The sequence below is a fragment of the Sulfitobacter sp. KMM 9851 genome, from assembly GCF_057178245.1.
Map to the genome: position 1 here is coordinate 3,226,291 of NZ_CM169991.1, position 15,204 is coordinate 3,241,494.

General features: G+C 61.2%; 13 protein-coding genes. 5 read left to right on the top strand and 8 right to left on the bottom strand.

Features of this window, described 5'->3' with window-relative positions; translation table 11 throughout:
* Positions 1-8: 8 nt before the first annotated feature.
* From AC1965_RS15965 to AC1965_RS15995, 7 genes are all read right to left on the bottom strand, one after another.
* Entirely contained in the window at positions 9-1,184 is a 1,176-nt protein-coding gene (locus AC1965_RS15965) for an acetyl-CoA C-acyltransferase (protein WP_483884830.1), read from the bottom strand.
* Positions 1,181-3,277 (bottom strand): FAD-dependent oxidoreductase, encoded by a 2,097-nt coding sequence (locus tag AC1965_RS15970; RefSeq protein ID WP_483884831.1) that lies wholly within the window; start codon positions 3,275-3,277, stop codon positions 1,181-1,183. The genes AC1965_RS15965 and AC1965_RS15970 overlap by 4 nt, the downstream gene beginning before the upstream one ends.
* 18 nt (positions 3,278-3,295) lie before the next feature.
* On the bottom strand, positions 3,296-4,084 hold the full coding sequence (locus tag AC1965_RS15975; protein WP_483884832.1) for an IclR family transcriptional regulator: 789 nt from the start codon (positions 4,082-4,084) through the stop codon (positions 3,296-3,298).
* On the bottom strand, positions 4,081-5,421 hold the full coding sequence (locus tag AC1965_RS15980) for a TRAP transporter large permease (protein ID WP_483884833.1): 1,341 nt from the start codon (positions 5,419-5,421) through the stop codon (positions 4,081-4,083). Before AC1965_RS15980 ends, AC1965_RS15975 begins: the two co-directional genes overlap by 4 nt.
* Complete coding sequence (locus AC1965_RS15985) at positions 5,421-5,954, bottom strand: TRAP transporter small permease (RefSeq protein ID WP_483884834.1); 534 nt, start codon at positions 5,952-5,954, stop codon at positions 5,421-5,423. Before AC1965_RS15985 ends, AC1965_RS15980 begins: the two co-directional genes overlap by 1 nt.
* A 26-nt stretch (positions 5,955-5,980) precedes the next feature.
* Positions 5,981-7,036, bottom strand: coding sequence for a C4-dicarboxylate TRAP transporter substrate-binding protein (locus AC1965_RS15990; protein ID WP_483884835.1), 1,056 nt, complete (start codon positions 7,034-7,036; stop codon positions 5,981-5,983).
* A 182-nt stretch (positions 7,037-7,218) separates the two neighbouring features.
* Positions 7,219-7,704, bottom strand: coding sequence for a class I SAM-dependent methyltransferase (locus AC1965_RS15995; protein WP_483884836.1), 486 nt, complete (start codon positions 7,702-7,704; stop codon positions 7,219-7,221).
* Positions 7,705-7,863: 159 nt separating this feature from the next.
* Here AC1965_RS15995 and AC1965_RS16000 point away from each other — a divergent pair, with 159 nt between their 5' ends.
* The 5 genes from AC1965_RS16000 to AC1965_RS16020 are packed head-to-tail and all read left to right on the top strand — an operon-like array spanning position 7,864 to position 14,360.
* Positions 7,864-9,633: an ABC transporter ATP-binding protein gene (locus AC1965_RS16000; RefSeq protein ID WP_483887066.1), complete on the top strand. Its 1,770-nt coding sequence runs from the start codon at positions 7,864-7,866 to the stop codon at positions 9,631-9,633.
* Entirely contained in the window at positions 9,626-11,536 is a 1,911-nt protein-coding gene (locus AC1965_RS16005) for an ABC transporter substrate-binding protein (RefSeq protein ID WP_483884837.1), read from the top strand. The genes AC1965_RS16000 and AC1965_RS16005 overlap by 8 nt, the downstream gene beginning before the upstream one ends.
* A complete protein-coding gene (locus tag AC1965_RS16010; protein ID WP_483884838.1) occupies positions 11,533-12,561 on the top strand; it encodes an ABC transporter permease in 1,029 nt (342 codons plus the stop codon). The genes AC1965_RS16005 and AC1965_RS16010 overlap by 4 nt, the downstream gene beginning before the upstream one ends.
* Positions 12,558-13,712 carry an ABC transporter permease gene (locus tag AC1965_RS16015; RefSeq protein WP_483884839.1) on the top strand — a complete coding sequence of 385 codons (1,155 nt, stop codon included), beginning with the start codon at positions 12,558-12,560 and terminating at the stop codon, positions 13,710-13,712. The genes AC1965_RS16010 and AC1965_RS16015 overlap by 4 nt, the downstream gene beginning before the upstream one ends.
* Positions 13,713-13,715: 3 nt before the next feature.
* Complete coding sequence (locus AC1965_RS16020) at positions 13,716-14,360, top strand: 5-formyltetrahydrofolate cyclo-ligase (RefSeq protein ID WP_483884840.1); 645 nt, start codon at positions 13,716-13,718, stop codon at positions 14,358-14,360.
* A gap of 62 nt (positions 14,361-14,422) precedes the next feature.
* Here the strand turns inward: AC1965_RS16020 and AC1965_RS16025 are convergent, their stop codons facing one another.
* On the bottom strand, positions 14,423-15,199 hold the full coding sequence (locus AC1965_RS16025; protein ID WP_483884841.1) for an MBL fold metallo-hydrolase: 777 nt from the start codon (positions 15,197-15,199) through the stop codon (positions 14,423-14,425).
* Positions 15,200-15,204 lie beyond the last annotated feature (5 nt).

Consider the following 15,204-nt stretch of genomic DNA (forward strand, 5'->3'; position numbering starts at 1 on the left):
GCCCCCTATCAGTAGATTTCAAACAGGCCAGCCGCGCCCATACCGCCGCCGATGCACATGGTGACAACGCCCAGTTTCGCCCCACGCCGTTTGCCTTCAAGCAGCAGGTGGCCGGTCATCCGCGCACCGGTCATGCCAAAGGGGTGACCAATGGCGATCGAGCCGCCGTTGACGTTGCAGATTTCCGGGTCGATCCCCAGACGGTCGCGGCAATACAGCGCCTGGCTGGCAAAGGCTTCGTTGAGTTCCCACAGGTCAATGTCAGAGACCTTGAGCCCGTGACGTTCGAGCAGGCGTGGCACGGCAAAAACCGGACCAATGCCCATCTCGTCGGGCTCGCACCCCGCCACGGCAAAGCCCTTGAACGCACCCAGCGGCGACAGCCCCTGTTTTTCGGCCTGCGCGCTGTCCATCAGCACCAGTGCCGCGGCGCCGTCGGACAGTTGGCTGGCGTTGCCTGCGGTGATGAACTTGCCGTCACCGCGCACGGGTGTCAGGCCAGACAGCCCCTCAAGCGTGGTGGTAGGTCGGTTACATTCGTCGCGGTCAACGGTGACTTCGTGGGTGGAAATCTCTTTGGTTTCTTTGTCTTGCACGCCCATCGTAGTCTGCATCGCTACGATTTCATCGTCGTATTTACCCGCCTCTTGTGCAGCGGCAATCAGCTGCTGGCTGCGCAGGGCATAGGCGTCCTGGTCCTCGCGGCTGATGCCGTAGCGTTCGGCCACAATATCGGCGGTTTCGATCATCGGCATGTAAACAGCGGGCTTGTGTTCCAGCAGCCAGGCGTCTTTGACGGGTTTGACATGCGGCTGGACCATGGAAATGCTCTCGACGCCGCCTGCGACCATCGGGCCTGCACCCTCCATGCAGATTGCGTTGGCGGCCATGGCCACGGTTTGCAGCCCAGACGAGCAGAAGCGGTTCACGGTCACGCCAGCAGCCGTCACCGGCAGCCCTGCACGCAGCGCGATCTGGCGCGCGATGTTCGACCCCGTGGCCCCCTCGGGATAGCCGCAGCCGATCATCACGTCTTCGATCTGATCACCGCTGATGCCGGCGCGTTCCACGGCATGTTGCACCGCGTGGCCCCCCATGTCGGCCCCGTGGGTCATGTTGAAAGACCCGCGGAATGATTTCGCCAGCCCGGTGCGGGCGGTGGAGAGGATGACAGCCTGTTTCATTGTGCAGCTTCCTTGTTCAAATCATCAAAGGTACGGTTCTCGGCGACCAGTTGGCGTAGTAGCGGCGCAGGTTGCCAGAACCAGGGGTCCTGTTCGCCAAAGCCCTCGATCGCGGCCAGCACGTTGGGCAAGCCCTGAATATCAGCCCATTTCATCGGGCCGCCCCAGTAGCGCGGGAAGCCGTATCCAAAGAGCAACGTCATATCCACGTCCAACGGGCGCGCGGCGATGCCTTCTCCCAGCAGTTTGGCGGCCTCGTTGACCATGGCACACATATAGCGGCGCACGATCTCGGCGTCGGTGAACTCACGCGGGGTAATGCCACGCTCGGCCTGTTCGTCGGCGATCAGCCGGGTGATTTCGGGGTTAGGCGTGCCGCCGCGTTGACCCTTTTCGTAGATGTAATAGCCTTGGCCCGTCTTTTGCCCGAAATGGCCCTGTTCGCACAGCCGGTCGATATAGGTCGGCACGCGTTCTTCGGGGTGGCGCGTGGCGGCTTTGCGTTTGCGCGTGGCCCAACCGATGTCCAGCCCTGCCAGATCGGCCACGGCATAGGGGCCCATCGCAAAGCCGAACTTTTCAAGCGCCGCGTCGATTTTGTAAGGGCTGGCGCCATCCAGAACCATGTGATCCGCCGCCGCGCGGTAGGTGGCCAACATGCGGTTGCCGATAAACCCGTCACAGACCCCGGCGCGCACACTGACCTTGCCGAGTGCTTTGCCAAGGGCAAAACCTGTGGCCACGACATCGGGGGCGGTGGCATCGGCCACCACCACCTCGAGCAGTTTCATCACATGGGCGGGCGAGAAAAAGTGCAGCCCGATCACATCCGCCGGGCGTGAGGTGCTTGCGGCAATCTCGTTTACATCCAGATAAGAGGTGTTGGAGGCGAGCACGCAGCCCGGTTTACACACCGCGTCCAACTTGCCGAAAACCTGCTTTTTCACGTCCATGTCTTCGAACACGGCCTCAACCACCAGATCGACCGACGACAGGCTGTCGTAATTGGTCGACACAGTCAGCGCGGTGGTGGTCAGCGCGTCATATTTGCGCTGGTCAATCTTGCCGCGCTTCAGCGCCCCCTGCAGGTTGCCTGCGATGCGGTCATGCGCAGCCTTGGCGGCCTCGTCCTTCATCTCGATCAGCACAACTTCGAAACCTGCCAGCAGTGCTGCCGTCGCGATGCCTGCCCCCATGGTGCCGCCACCGATCACGCCGATGGCTTGCAGGGCGCGCGGCGCGACGCCTTTCAACTCGGGCAGGTTGCTCACCGCGCGTTCATTGAAAAACGCGTGGATCAAACCCTGCCGTTGGTCGGTGTCCATCAGTTCCATGAACAAGGCACGCTCGCGTTTCATGCCCTCGGCAAAGGGCAGTTCGCTCGACGCCTGAATGGCGCGCACGGCAGTGGCGGGGCTTATCTGGCCGCGGCCCTTTTTCAGTACCGCGTCGTGGGTGGCGTCCCAGTTGATCGACTCCGGCCCCGGCATTTCGCTGATCGGGCGGCGCGGCGCACCTTCGTCAAGCAGCGATTGCGCATAGGCCAGGCCAACGGCCTCAACATCGCCCGCCTCGACCTTGTCGATGATGCCCAGTTCCAGCGCCTCATCGGCCTTGATGTGGCGGCCTGTGGTGATGGCTTCGACAGCCTTTTCCGCCCCGGTCAGACGCGGCAGACGCTGAGTGCCGCCCGCGCCTGGCAGAATGCCCAGATGTACTTCGGGCAGGCCCACACGCGCGTCGGGTTGTGCCACACGGTAGTGACAGCCCAATGCCACTTCCAACCCGCCGCCCAGCGACACACCATGCATGGAAGCCACAACGAGCAGCGGCGACCCTTCGATACGTGTGCATAGATCAGGCAGGTTCGGCTCCATCGGCGGCTTGCCGAATTCCTTGATATCGGCCCCCGCAATAAAAGCACGTCCATCGCCAAGGATGACCACGGCGCGCACGCCGGTTTCCGCTTCGGCGCGGTCCATACCTTCGGCCAGACCCTGCCGCACGGCTTGGCTGAGTGCGTTCACCGGCGGATTCTGGATGCGCAGCACGGCGATTTCCCCATGGCGTGAATAGGCTATCTTATCGGTCATTCTCGTTCTCCTTATTCTTTATCCGCGCCGCGACAGCGCCGGGGCGCGGCCAGTGCGTTGTTCAATGCCACTAACCACATCGCGCAGGGCGGGGCCAACCTGTGACAGGATACGCGCATCGGGCAAGTCGGCAGGCAGCGCCCCGCAGGTAAAGGCCACCGCCTCGCCGAACTCTCCGGCGTAGTAGGGCACGCTGACCGCGTTGACGGTGCGGGCATAACGGGTTTCAGGCGGGGCCATGACAAACCCCTGCGCGAGCAATTGATCATAGCCGTCGCGGCGATAGCTGTGCAGACGGTCATCAGGGTTCAGGGCAGCAAAACGGTCATCATCCAGACTGGCCAACGTGGCAAGGCCGGAGGACGAGCCATAGACGGGAATGCGGTGCCCCGGTTCCAGCCAGATGGTCGAAGCGGTGCGCGGCCGCCACGTGCGCACCAGCATCATACGGTCGCCATCACGCACCGCGATCAGCGCCAGCGTGGCGGTTTCATCGGCCAATTGCTGCATCGCATCCGACGCCGCATCGACAAAGCTGACCGCGACGGAGGCAACAGATCCCAGCGCAATTGCCGCAGGCCCCAGCCGAAACCGATCATTGCGCCCGCCATGGCTGAGATAACCCAATTCGCACAGCGTATAGGTCAGCCGCGACACGGTGGGTTTCGGTAGACCCGTTCGTTCGGCGATCTGGGCATGCGACAGCCCGCTGTCGCTGGCACGAAAGGCGCGCAGGATGCCAAGGCCGCGTGCCAGCGTATTGGCGAACTTGCGGTCTGTGGCGGGGTCGGCGGGTTGGTTTGTCATCGGGCGGCCATCGGGATCAAAAGGGAAATCATTGGAAATGACATGATCAGGATCAGCACCAGAATGTCCACGCTCAGAAACCGCGCGATACCCGCGAAAATCTTGTCAATCGGGGCCTCTTTGCCCACCACGTTGGCGATGACAAAAACATTGAGGCCCACAGGCGGTGTGATCAGGCCAATCTCCAGTAGCTTGATCACGACAACGCCGAACCAGATCAGGTTCAGGTCATAGCTCTCCACCAGCGGGATCATTAGTGGCAGGGTCAGCACCATGATACCGATGGGATCAAGGAACATCCCGAGCAGCAGGTAGATCGCCGCGATACAGATCATCAGCACCACCAACGACAACTGCGCATCCGCGACAAAACCGACGATGGTGCCCGCCACGCCTGTCAGCGCCACGAAGGCCACAAATATCTTGGCCGCAGCGGCAATGAGGAAAATGGCTGAGGTTTGCACGCAGGTTTCCTTAACCGCGTCCCACAGGCCGCCAAGCGTCAGCTTGCCTTGGGCAAAGCCGATCAGCGTGGCCGACACGACACAAACCGCCGCCGCTTCGGTCGCCGTGAAGATACCGCCGTAGATGCCACCAATGATCAGCACGAAAAGCAGGACCGCAGGCCAGCTGTCCAGTGCCGCACGCCAGCGTTCGCCAGCGCTATAGCGCTGGTCGGTCGAGGGCGCGATAGCCGGATCGCGCCAGACCCAGACGGCGATAACAAGGATGAACCCCGCCAGCGTCAGCAGCCCCGGCAGCACGCCCGCAAGGAACAGCGAAGAAATCGAGGTTTCGGTGAAAATCCCGTAGATGATGAACAGCACCGATGGCGGGATCAGTGATCCCAAGGTGCCGCCCGCCGCCACACTGGCGGTGGCAAGGCGCGGGTCATAGCCCATGCGCAGCATTTCAGGCGTGCAGATTTTCCCCATGGTCGAGGCACAAGCGATGGACGATCCGGTGATCGCGGAAAATCCTCCGCAGCCCATCACACTGGCCATGGCCACACCGCCCGGCAGACGGGTCAGCCAGACTTTGGCCGCGTGGTAAATCTTGGTCGTGATATCGGCACGGTAGGCGATATGCCCCAACGCCACGAAGAGCGGGATCATCGACAGGTCATAGGAATGGATCAGGTCGAAGGAATTGGAAAACACCATCGAGGTGGTCGCCCGGATCGCACGTTCCGGCATGAAGGTGCCGGTGCGAAAGGCGAAGATAAAGAAGGTCGCAATGGTCGCGACGGCCCCCAAGGTAAAGGCAATCGGCACCCGCAGCGCCAGCAGGATCAGCACAGCAGCAAAGGCAATCAGCCCAATGGTAGATGCGTCCATCAGCGGACCTCGCTTTCGGTCAGCAGATCACCGGCATGCTGTTGTTCATCGGAAACGGTCCCGCCGGCCAGAATTGTGCGGCTGTCGCGCCACGTCAGTTCAGCCAGCCGCGCAAAGGTGGCGCAGATGCCCAGCAGGAACAGCAACCGCCCCGGCCATTTCGGTAGGTTCAGATCGCCATAGAAAAAGCTGCCTTTTTCCACCACGCCAATCAGTTCGCGCGCTCCTGCCCAGATCAACGGGGCCAGCGCCACCATACCGATGACCGAGCCTGCCACGATCAACCAAGACCGCAGCCGCGCCGGGAAACGGTCCGACACAAAGGCCACGCTTACATGCGCCCGCGCTGCGGTTGCGGCGGCGAGGGGCAGCAAGATGGCGGCAACCATTAGCTCTCGCACCATGGTCACACTGTCCGGCACCTGACTGGCAAAAAGCGCGCGCGCCACCACGTTGGAGGTGATCAGCACCCCCAGCCCAATGACCGCCAGCGCGCCAAGCCCCAGCAGGATTTTCTCCAGATTTACCAGCATGTGCTGCCCCTCCCCAGTTTCAGCGATCAGTTGCTTTTGGCATCCCAAGGGTAGCCATTGGCGTCACGCTCTTCTGTGTATTTGGTGATCAGCGCCTGATAATCGGCCAGCAGCGCCTCGCCCGGCAGGCCGGTCGAATTGGCTGTCTGCACCCATTCATCGAGGAACTTCTTGCCCGCATCAACAAGTTGCGTGCGATCCGCTTCGGGCAGTGTAATCACCTCGACGCCCGCCTCTTTCATCGAGGCAATGGCCGCATCGTTTGCGGCGTTGATCATACGGCCAAACTCATCCGCCATTTCTGCGCCCACCTCGTTCAGCGTTGTCTGCTGTTCGGCAGGCAGCGCGTCAAAGCTGTCTTTGTTCATAAAGATGCCAAGGCCACCAACCTGCCCCCAATCAAGGATCGTGTAGCTGTCCATCACTTCCGCCTGCTTTAGCGCTGCCACGGCGTAGCTGTAGCCCTGTGAACAGTCGATCAGGCCAGTGTCGAGGCCCTGATAGGCGTCATAGATCGACATGTTGACCATGTTCGCGCCCTGCTCGCCAAAGACTTTGCCATAGGCCCCGACGCCGCGCACTTTCTTGCCCGCGATGTCCGCAACCGAACGGATTGGGTTGCCCTTGCAGCCGATGTTGACCTGGCTGGTGGTCCATGTGCCGATATAAACGAGGTTCTTGTCAGCCAGATCAGCCTGAATTTCGGCGCTGGAGCGCATCAATTCATCTGTGGCGCGCATACCGACCCAGGCGTCGGGGTTGTTCACGGGCAAATCCGCGATGCCGTAGCCGGCCATTTCCTGCGGGTAGTAGACCGCGATCACCGACCCCATATCAGCCACGCCATCGCCAATGGATTGCACGGCGGCATTGGATTTGAACAGCGCACCGCCCCATTGAATGTCCAGGCGCACCTCGCCTTCAGAGCGTTCGGCGACCTGATCTGCGAACCATTGCAGCGCATCGGCGCGGGCACCACGATTCGGGCCTGCTTCACCGTGAATCAGCACAGTTTCTGCTGTCGCCGCACCAGCCGTCATGGCCAAAGCCGCAGCACAGCCTAGGGTTTTCATGAATGTCATTGAGGTTCCTCCCAGAACTTGTTTCACACAGCGAAACATTGTTTCACTAATTTAACAATGCACGCTAGTCTGGACGCCAAAACCGATCAAGCAAAAGTTAAGGCCCGGCGGATGATGACCGCCGAGCCCGTTGATTGTGTTGGAAAGAATGATGTGAAACGGAGGCGCGGCGCACCCGACTTTCAACGCCGGTAAATAAAGCAGCGACCCGGCACGGCATCCTCTGGCAGCGGCTGTTCTATCAGCTTTTCGAAATACATCCGGTCGCTCGACACCATCAATCCACCTTCGGCCAGCAGCGGCTCGACCAGAGGCGAAATTGCCCGCGCAAAGGCGTCGTTCTTGGCCAAGTTATGCCCGCCCAGATCAGCATGGATCAGCGATGCTGTCGGCCCAAACCGCGCCAATGCGGCAGGCAGGGTGTCATGCACATCGCCCAGCAGCAGACGGTCGTCCGCCGGGGTGCTGTCAGGATGGGAGGCCACCGCGCGTTCAAATACAAATATATCGCGCCCCTCAATCACCTCGCGCATGTGGTGATAGGTGCGCCCATTGCCCAGACCCAGCTCGAACACCGGCCCGGTCATCTGCGCCGTCAGGGTCACGGCGTGGTTAAGGCAGGCGCGCTGTGACACCATGCGGTTGATGAAAACGTCAAGTCGGCTCATGCGGTGTTCCTTTGTTCATGTTGCCCCTACATGGGGGCTTGGTGCCGCGATGTGTAGGCATGTTCGACGCGACGTCGTTAAATGCGCTGCCCACTGGACGCTGCGCTGCAAATACGGTTCACTTGTTCGGCGGCCTTTTGCTGCAAAGACAGGATGAAAATGCCCCCCTTGCTCGCCGTAGATACGCTTTCAATCGGTTTTGGCGATGCGCCGCCCGTGGTCAGCAACGTCAGCTTTTCCGTGGCGGCAGGTCAGACACTGGCGCTGGTCGGGGAAAGCGGATCGGGTAAGACGCTGACATGCCGGTCCGTTCTGCGCATTCTGCCTGCCGCGGCACAACTCAGGTCGGGCAGTCTGCATTTTGCCGGACGCGACGGTGCGCATGATTTGCTAGCCTTGTCGCAACGGCAGTTGCGCAAGATCAGGGGCGACCGGATCTCGATGATCTTTCAGGAACCGATGCGCGCGCTGTCACCACTGCACCGGCTGGGAAATCAGGTGGCCGAGGTGTTGTTGCTGCACCGCAACATCGGGCGGGCAGAGGCCAAACGCCGCGTGCTCGAGAAATTCGAGCGGGTGGGTTTTGCCGATCCAGAGCGGGCCTGGCGGAGCTATCCGTTCGAGATGTCGGGTGGGATGCGCCAACGCGCGATGATCGCCATGGCGATGGTGGCGAAACCCGAACTGCTGATCGCGGATGAACCTACCACGGCACTGGACGTGACCACACAGGCGCAGGTGCTGGGGCTGATCAAGCAGCTTCAGACCGAAACCGGCATGGCGGTCATCCTTGTCACGCATGATCTGGGCGTGGTCGCGAATATGGCCGATAGCGTGGTGGTGATGAACAAGGGACGCGTCGTGGAACGCGGCAACGCAGCAGAGGTTCTGGGCGCGCCGGGCCACGGCTATACCGCCAAGCTGTTTGCTGCCGCCCCCATGATCCCCCAAGTGGCGCAGCCTGCCCGCGCGCCGACCCATGACGATGTTATTCTCGATCTGAAAAACGTGACGAAGACCTACACCATGCGCGCCCAAGGGTGGCGCAAACCTGTTGCCGTGACCGCATGCCGGGATGTGAACCTGCGACTGCAACGCGGCAAGACGCTGGCCGTTGTTGGCGAAAGCGGGTCGGGCAAAACGACCTGCGCGCGGATCGCACTGGGTGCGGAAATGCCCGACGCAGGGGGCGAGGTGTATTTTGATGCAGGTGGCGGTGTAAGACCGCTGGCCGTGCATGCGATGTCGGTGGCCGAAAGGCGCGCCTTTCAGCGTCAGGCGCAGATGGTGTTTCAAGACCCCTATTCCTCGCTCAGCCCGCGGATGCGGCTGCGCGATGCCTTGACGGAACCGATGGAAATTCACCGCATCGGCACCCGTGCCGACCGTCACGAGAAAGCCGCTGAAATGCTACGCCTGGTTGGGCTGAACCCGGACATGATGCAGCGCTTTCCGCACGCGTTTTCCGGGGGCCAGCGTCAGCGCCTGTCGATTGCGCGCGCGTTGACACTGGACCCAAAACTGCTGATTTGCGACGAGCCGACCTCGGCGCTGGATGTTTCTGTTCAGGATCAGATTCTCACATTGCTTGAGGAAATCCGCGACCGGGCCAACCTAAGCTATCTGTTCATTAGCCATGATCTGGCGGTGGTGGCGCGGATCGCGGACGAAGTCGCGGTTATGCGCGCCGGGGTGATCGTTGAACAGGCCCCCCCCGACACGCTGTTTTACAACCCGCAACACCCCTATACCCGCGCACTGATCGCGGCACAGCCCGAGCCGGACATCGCCCGCCCGATTGATCTGGGTCTGGTGGCCCAAGGGGCCGGCGCGCCGGGCAGTTGGCCTGACATGTTCCGTTTTGATGGCATCGCCGCGCCGGCCCTGCGCGAGGTGGCACCGGGCCATCAGGTGCGCTGCCATGTTTAGGATGCTTGCGCTTCTTGCGCTGATCGCTACCCCGATCGGGGCGCAGCAACCCGTCGAGGAAACCACCTTTTGGGCGATGGAGGTACTCAACGGCGATCTGCCCCCAATAGAAGCCCGCCTGCCGGAAACGCCGCTGGTGGTGGATCTGGCGGCAAAGGGCCGCAGCTTTGGCGAGCAGGGCGGCACGCTGCATACCTTTATCTCGCGGTCCAAGGACGTGCGGCAGATGGTGGTTTACGGTTATGCCCGTCTGGTTGGCTATGCCCCTGACTATACGCTATACCCAGATATCCTGCGCGATGTAGAGGTCGAAGAAGGCCGCCGTTTCACGCTGCATCTGCGCCCCGGCCATCGCTGGTCGGACGGCGCACCCTTCACCTCTGAGGATTTCCGCTATTGGTGGCAGGATATCGTCAACAACGAAGAAATCACCCCAACCGGTCCGCCGGAATTCATGACTGTCGACGGGCATCTGGGAATGGTGACCTTTCCCGATGCGATAACCGTCGTATTTGAATGGCCCACGGCGAACCCCAACTTTTTACCGCTGCTCGCCCAGGCCAACCCGCCGTTTATCTATCGGCCCGCGCACTACCTTAAACAGTTTCACATCGGCTATGCCGAACCGGGCACATTGACACAGGCGGTAATAAAAGCGCGGGTGAATTCCTGGGCCGCGCTGCACAATAAGCGCGACAACATGCATAAGTTCGACAACCCCCAGCAGCCCACCTTGCAACCTTGGACCAATATCAGCGGCAACGAATCCAGCCGTCAATTGTTCGTGCGCAACCCGTACTATCACCGGGTTGACGCCAGGGGCGTGCAACTGCCCTATATCGACGTCGTGGAAATGACAGTGGTCGGCGCGGGCCTTGTCGCGGCAAAGTCCAACGCGGGCGAAGCCGACCTACAGGCGCGGGGCCTGGACTTTCCGGACGTTTCCATCCTCAAGAAAGGCGAACTTGACGGCGGTAACTACCGCACATTGCTGTGGGCGAACGGCGCGGCCAGCCAGATCGCGATCTACCCCAACCTCAACTTTGCCGATCCGGTCTGGCGCGCGGTGATCCGCGATGTCCGCTTTCGCCGCGCCCTGTCGCTGGGCATCGACCGCCGCATGATCAACCGCGCCTTGTATTTCGGGCTGGCACGAGAGGGCGGCATGACAGCGCTCAGTTCCAGCCCCCTGTACGATCCGGCGCTCACAAATGCGTGGTCTGATATGGACCTGCCCCGTGCCAATGCCCTGCTCGACGATATGGGTCTGACCGCGCGCACGGCCTCAGGTCTGCGCAAACTGCCGGATGGGCGCGCTATGGAATTCGTGATCGAAACCGCTGGCGAACGACAGGAAGAAGAAAACGCGCTGACCATCATTGCCGACACGTGGCGCGAATTGGGCATCCGCCTGATCATGCGCCCCCTCGACCGCGATATCCTGCGCAACCGGGTCTATGCAGGCACCAGCATGGCTGCGGTCTGGTACGGCTGGGACAATGGCCTGCCGACACCCGATACCTCTCCCGAATATCTGGCCCCCACCAATCAGGAATTTTTCGCCTGGCCGATGTGGGGCCAATATCACCAAACCGGTGGTGACGCGGGCGAAGCCCCGGACCTGCCCGAGGCCGAAGAATTGATGCACTTGCTTGGTGCCTGGAACCACGCCAACGACAACGATACACGGCGCACGGTCTGGCAAAAGATGCTGGCCATCCACGCCGACCAGCAATATGCTATCGGCATTCTGTCAGAGGCGCCACAGCCCGTTGTCGTGTCAAAGCGAATGCGCAATGTCCCTGAGACGGCGATATGGGCCTTTGACCCCGGTGCGCATTTCGGCATTCACCGGATGGATGAATTTTACTACGACGATCCGCTACAGCAGGTGATCCAATGATGTTCCTGAAATACGCGGTGTACCGTTTTGCCACCATGCTGCTGACGCTATGGGTGGTATCTGCCCTGGTCTTTGTCATCATCAACCTGCCGCCGGGTGACTACCTCAGCAATCAGATCGCCGAACTGCGCGCCACCGGTCAGGCCGAAGGCGTCGCCAAGGCCGAATTTCTGCGCCGCGAATACGCCCTCGACCGGCCACTGTGGGAGCAATATTTCATCTGGGTCGGCATGGCCCCCGGCCCGCAGGGGTTCTTTGGCCTGATCCAAGGCAACTTTGGCTGGTCCTTCGAATTTGACCGACCCGTTGCCGAAATTGTCGGCAACGCACTCTGGCTGACGGTTCTGGTAAACCTCGCTGCGGTCTTGTTTGTCTATGCCGTGGCATTGCCGTTGGGCGTGTTGGCGGCGGCAAAATCAGAAACCTGGGTGGACTACACCGCAGGCTTCGTCGGCTATCTGGGGCTGGCCACACCGAATTTCCTGCTGGCGCTGATCCTGTTCTACTACGGGCACAAATACTTTGACCTGCCGATCGGCGGGCTGATGGCCCCTGCATTTGAGGGCGCGCCGATGACCTTTGCCAAGTTGAAATCCATCCTGCTGCATCTGATCGTGCCAACCTTCGTCATCGGCACCGCCGGTGCCGCCGCGATGATGCAGCGCCTGCGCGCCAATATGCTTGATGAACTCAGCAAACCTTATGTCGAAACCGCCCAAGCCAAGGGCATGGCACCGGCGCGGTTGCTGGCGAAATATCCCCTGCGCATGGCCTTCAACCCCTTTGTCGCTGATATCGGCAACCTGCTGCCAGCGATGGTTTCGGGGTCGGTTCTGGTCTCGGTCGTGCTGGGGCTGCAAACCATCGGGCCGTATCTGCTGACGGCGCTCAAATCCCAAGATCAGTTTCTTGCCGGCTTTGTCTTGATGTTCGTGGCCCTGCTGACCCTGATTGGCACGATGATTTCCGATATGCTGCTGGTTCTGCTTGATCCACGCATCCGTTACGGAGCGCGGGGGAAATGAGTATTCAACCCGACAACCGATTTATCGACACCGAGCCATGGACCGACAACGCCGACCTCAGCGCGCTGGAGCGCGCCGATATGGACGCACCCGCCTGGCTGCTGGTCTGGCGCAAGTTCCGGCGGCACCGGATCGCGCTGATATCGGGCATCTTCCTGTTGACCTGCTATCTGATCCTGCCGATCGCCGGCTTCATCGCCCCCTATACCCCAAATGAACGCAGCGCCGATTTCCTCTATGCCCCCCCGCAAAGCATCGAGTTTTGGCATGAGGGGGCATTCGTCGGGCCGCATGTCCACCCGATAACGGCCAAAGCGGATTTGACCGAATACCGCTGGCGCTACACCACCGATGACAGCACAGCCCTGCCGCTGCAATTCTTGTGCAAAGGTGGCAGTTACCGGCTCTTCGGGCTGATCCCGTCAGACACCCACCTGTTCTGCGCGCCGGATGGTGCCAGTGTGTTCCTCTGGGGGTCCGACAGATTGGGCCGCGACGTCTTCAGCCGCATCCTGTACGGCGCGCAACTGTCGCTCACCGTGGGGCTGATCGGCATCACTGTGTCCTTTCTTTTGGGCATCACCTTTGGCGCGATCGCGGGCTATTTCGGGGGCAAGATTGATTGGACCATCAACCGTGTAATCGAAATCCTGCGCTCCCTGCCCGAGTTGCCGCTTTGGCTTGCGCTCTCGGCGGCGGTGCCGTCCACCTGGGGGCCAGTGGCGGTGTTCTTTATCATCTCGATCATCTTGGGGCTGCTTGACTGGCCGGGGCTGGCGCGCGCCGTGCGCTCCAAATTCCTGGCGCTGCGCGAAGAGGAATACGTCAAAGCCGCCGAAATGATGGGGGCGGGCCCTACGCGGGTGATCCGCCGACATCTGCTGCCCAACTTTATGTCGCACCTCATTGCTTCTGCCACCCTGTCGATTCCAGCCATGATCCTGGGCGAAACCGCACTCAGCTTTCTTGGCCTCGGCCTGCGCGCGCCCGCCGTCAGCTGGGGGGTCATGCTGAACGATGCGCAGAACCTCGCCAGTATCGAAATCTACTGGTGGACCGCGATCCCGATGCTGCCGATCATCGTGGTGGTTCTCGCTTTCAACTTTCTGGGTGACGGGCTGCGGGCGTCACTGGACCCCTACAAAGGTTGACCTATGAGCGATGACAGCACCCCCTGCTTTGCCCATCTGCTGATCGACGGACAATTGGTAGACCCCGACACCCACCGCGATGTCGCCCGCTTTCGCCGCGCTGAACGCGCGCGGCTGATGGCCCTGCGCCGTGCCCTGTCGCCGGGTGAATTGGCAGCGCAATCGTCAAAAGTGGCAGCGGCACTTGGCACGCTCATCACCCCGCAGCCAAACCTCACCATCGCCGCTTACTGGCCAATCCGCGGTGAGTTGGACCTGCGCGGCTGGATGAAAATGGCCCATGATCATGGCGCCGTACTCGCCCTGCCCGTGGTGGTCAAAAAAGACGCCCCGGTTGAGTTTCACCGCTGGCATCCCGGCTGCGCCATGACGCGCGGCATCTGGGATATTCCCGTGCCGCAGACTGCCAAGCCCGTCACCCCCGACATCGTCATCTGCCCGCTTTTGGGGATCGACAGCACAGGATGCCGCCTTGGCAACGGCGGCGGTTACTATGACCGCACCCTCGCCGCGCAGCCCCGGATGCCAAGGGTCGTGGGCATAGGCCATGACTTTTGCCCCATCGACACAATCTTTCCGATGCCATGGGACGTGCGGATGCAGGTCTCTGCCCTAGGCAACGGTACGATCACGCACCACGACAGTTAGGAGGGCGCAACCGCGTTGCCCCCCCCCGCCTTAGTCGGGCGCATATCTGCACCCGATGGCAATCATGCGTCGTACCAACCACCCATCTTGACCTCGACATCGGTGCCCACGCGTTTGGCAAATTCCGCAGGGTCCTGCGTGCCACCATCGCGGCCACGGTAATGATAGGGATAAACATATGTCGGTTTGAACTCGGCAACCGCCGACGCCGCTGCATTGGAATCCATGGTGAACGGCAGGTTCATACAGACAAAAGCCAGCGAAATATCGGTCAGCGCGCGCATTTCAGGCGTATCCTCGGTATCGCCCGAAATATACACACGGAAGCCTTCGAAATTCAGCACATAGCCGTTGTCGCGCCCTTGAGGGTGAAAGTTCTTGCGATCTTCGGTGATGTTATAGGCCGGGATCGCCTCAATCCGCAGATCGTTGAACATTGCGGTTGCCCCATTGGCAACCTCGCTGGCCTGCCCCTTCAGTGGATCAGCCAGCATGGCAAAGACTGCCGGATTGGCGATGATCTGCGTCCCCTCGGCAGCAAGGGCGGCGAGCGTTTCCGCGTTGTAGTGATCGCCGTGTTCATGGGTGATCAGGATCAGGTCGGCTGCGGGGAAATCGGCATACTGTGCCGCCTCGCCCACCGGATCGACATAGATCGTGCCTGCTGGTGTCTCCATCACGAAAGACGCGTGGGCCACCGGATGAACGGTGATCGGCCCGGCATCGGTGTCGAAAGTATCACCGCCATGCGCGGCGGCGCGGGCGGCGTAGGGCAGCAGGGTGATGGCGGCGGCTGCGGCAGCAGACGTGGCAAGGAAACGGCGGCGTGTCTGGGTCATTGCAA

Coding starts and splice junctions, on each gene's coding strand:
- AC1965_RS15965 (WP_483884830.1), bottom strand. CDS start 1,184: ATGAAACAGGCTGTCATCCTCTCCACCGCCCGCACCGGGCTGGCGAAA.
- AC1965_RS15970 (WP_483884831.1), bottom strand. CDS start 3,277: ATGACCGATAAGATAGCCTATTCACGCCATGGGGAAATCGCCGTGCTG.
- AC1965_RS15975 (WP_483884832.1), bottom strand. CDS start 4,084: ATGACAAACCAACCCGCCGACCCCGCCACAGACCGCAAGTTCGCCAAT.
- AC1965_RS15980 (WP_483884833.1), bottom strand. CDS start 5,421: ATGGACGCATCTACCATTGGGCTGATTGCCTTTGCTGCTGTGCTGATC.
- AC1965_RS15985 (WP_483884834.1), bottom strand. CDS start 5,954: ATGCTGGTAAATCTGGAGAAAATCCTGCTGGGGCTTGGCGCGCTGGCG.
- AC1965_RS15990 (WP_483884835.1), bottom strand. CDS start 7,036: ATGACATTCATGAAAACCCTAGGCTGTGCTGCGGCTTTGGCCATGACG.
- AC1965_RS15995 (WP_483884836.1), bottom strand. CDS start 7,704: ATGAGCCGACTTGACGTTTTCATCAACCGCATGGTGTCACAGCGCGCC.
- AC1965_RS16000 (WP_483887066.1), top strand. CDS start 7,864: ATGCCCCCCTTGCTCGCCGTAGATACGCTTTCAATCGGTTTTGGCGAT.
- AC1965_RS16005 (WP_483884837.1), top strand. CDS start 9,626: ATGTTTAGGATGCTTGCGCTTCTTGCGCTGATCGCTACCCCGATCGGG.
- AC1965_RS16010 (WP_483884838.1), top strand. CDS start 11,533: ATGATGTTCCTGAAATACGCGGTGTACCGTTTTGCCACCATGCTGCTG.
- AC1965_RS16015 (WP_483884839.1), top strand. CDS start 12,558: ATGAGTATTCAACCCGACAACCGATTTATCGACACCGAGCCATGGACC.
- AC1965_RS16020 (WP_483884840.1), top strand. CDS start 13,716: ATGAGCGATGACAGCACCCCCTGCTTTGCCCATCTGCTGATCGACGGA.
- AC1965_RS16025 (WP_483884841.1), bottom strand. CDS start 15,199: ATGACCCAGACACGCCGCCGTTTCCTTGCCACGTCTGCTGCCGCAGCC.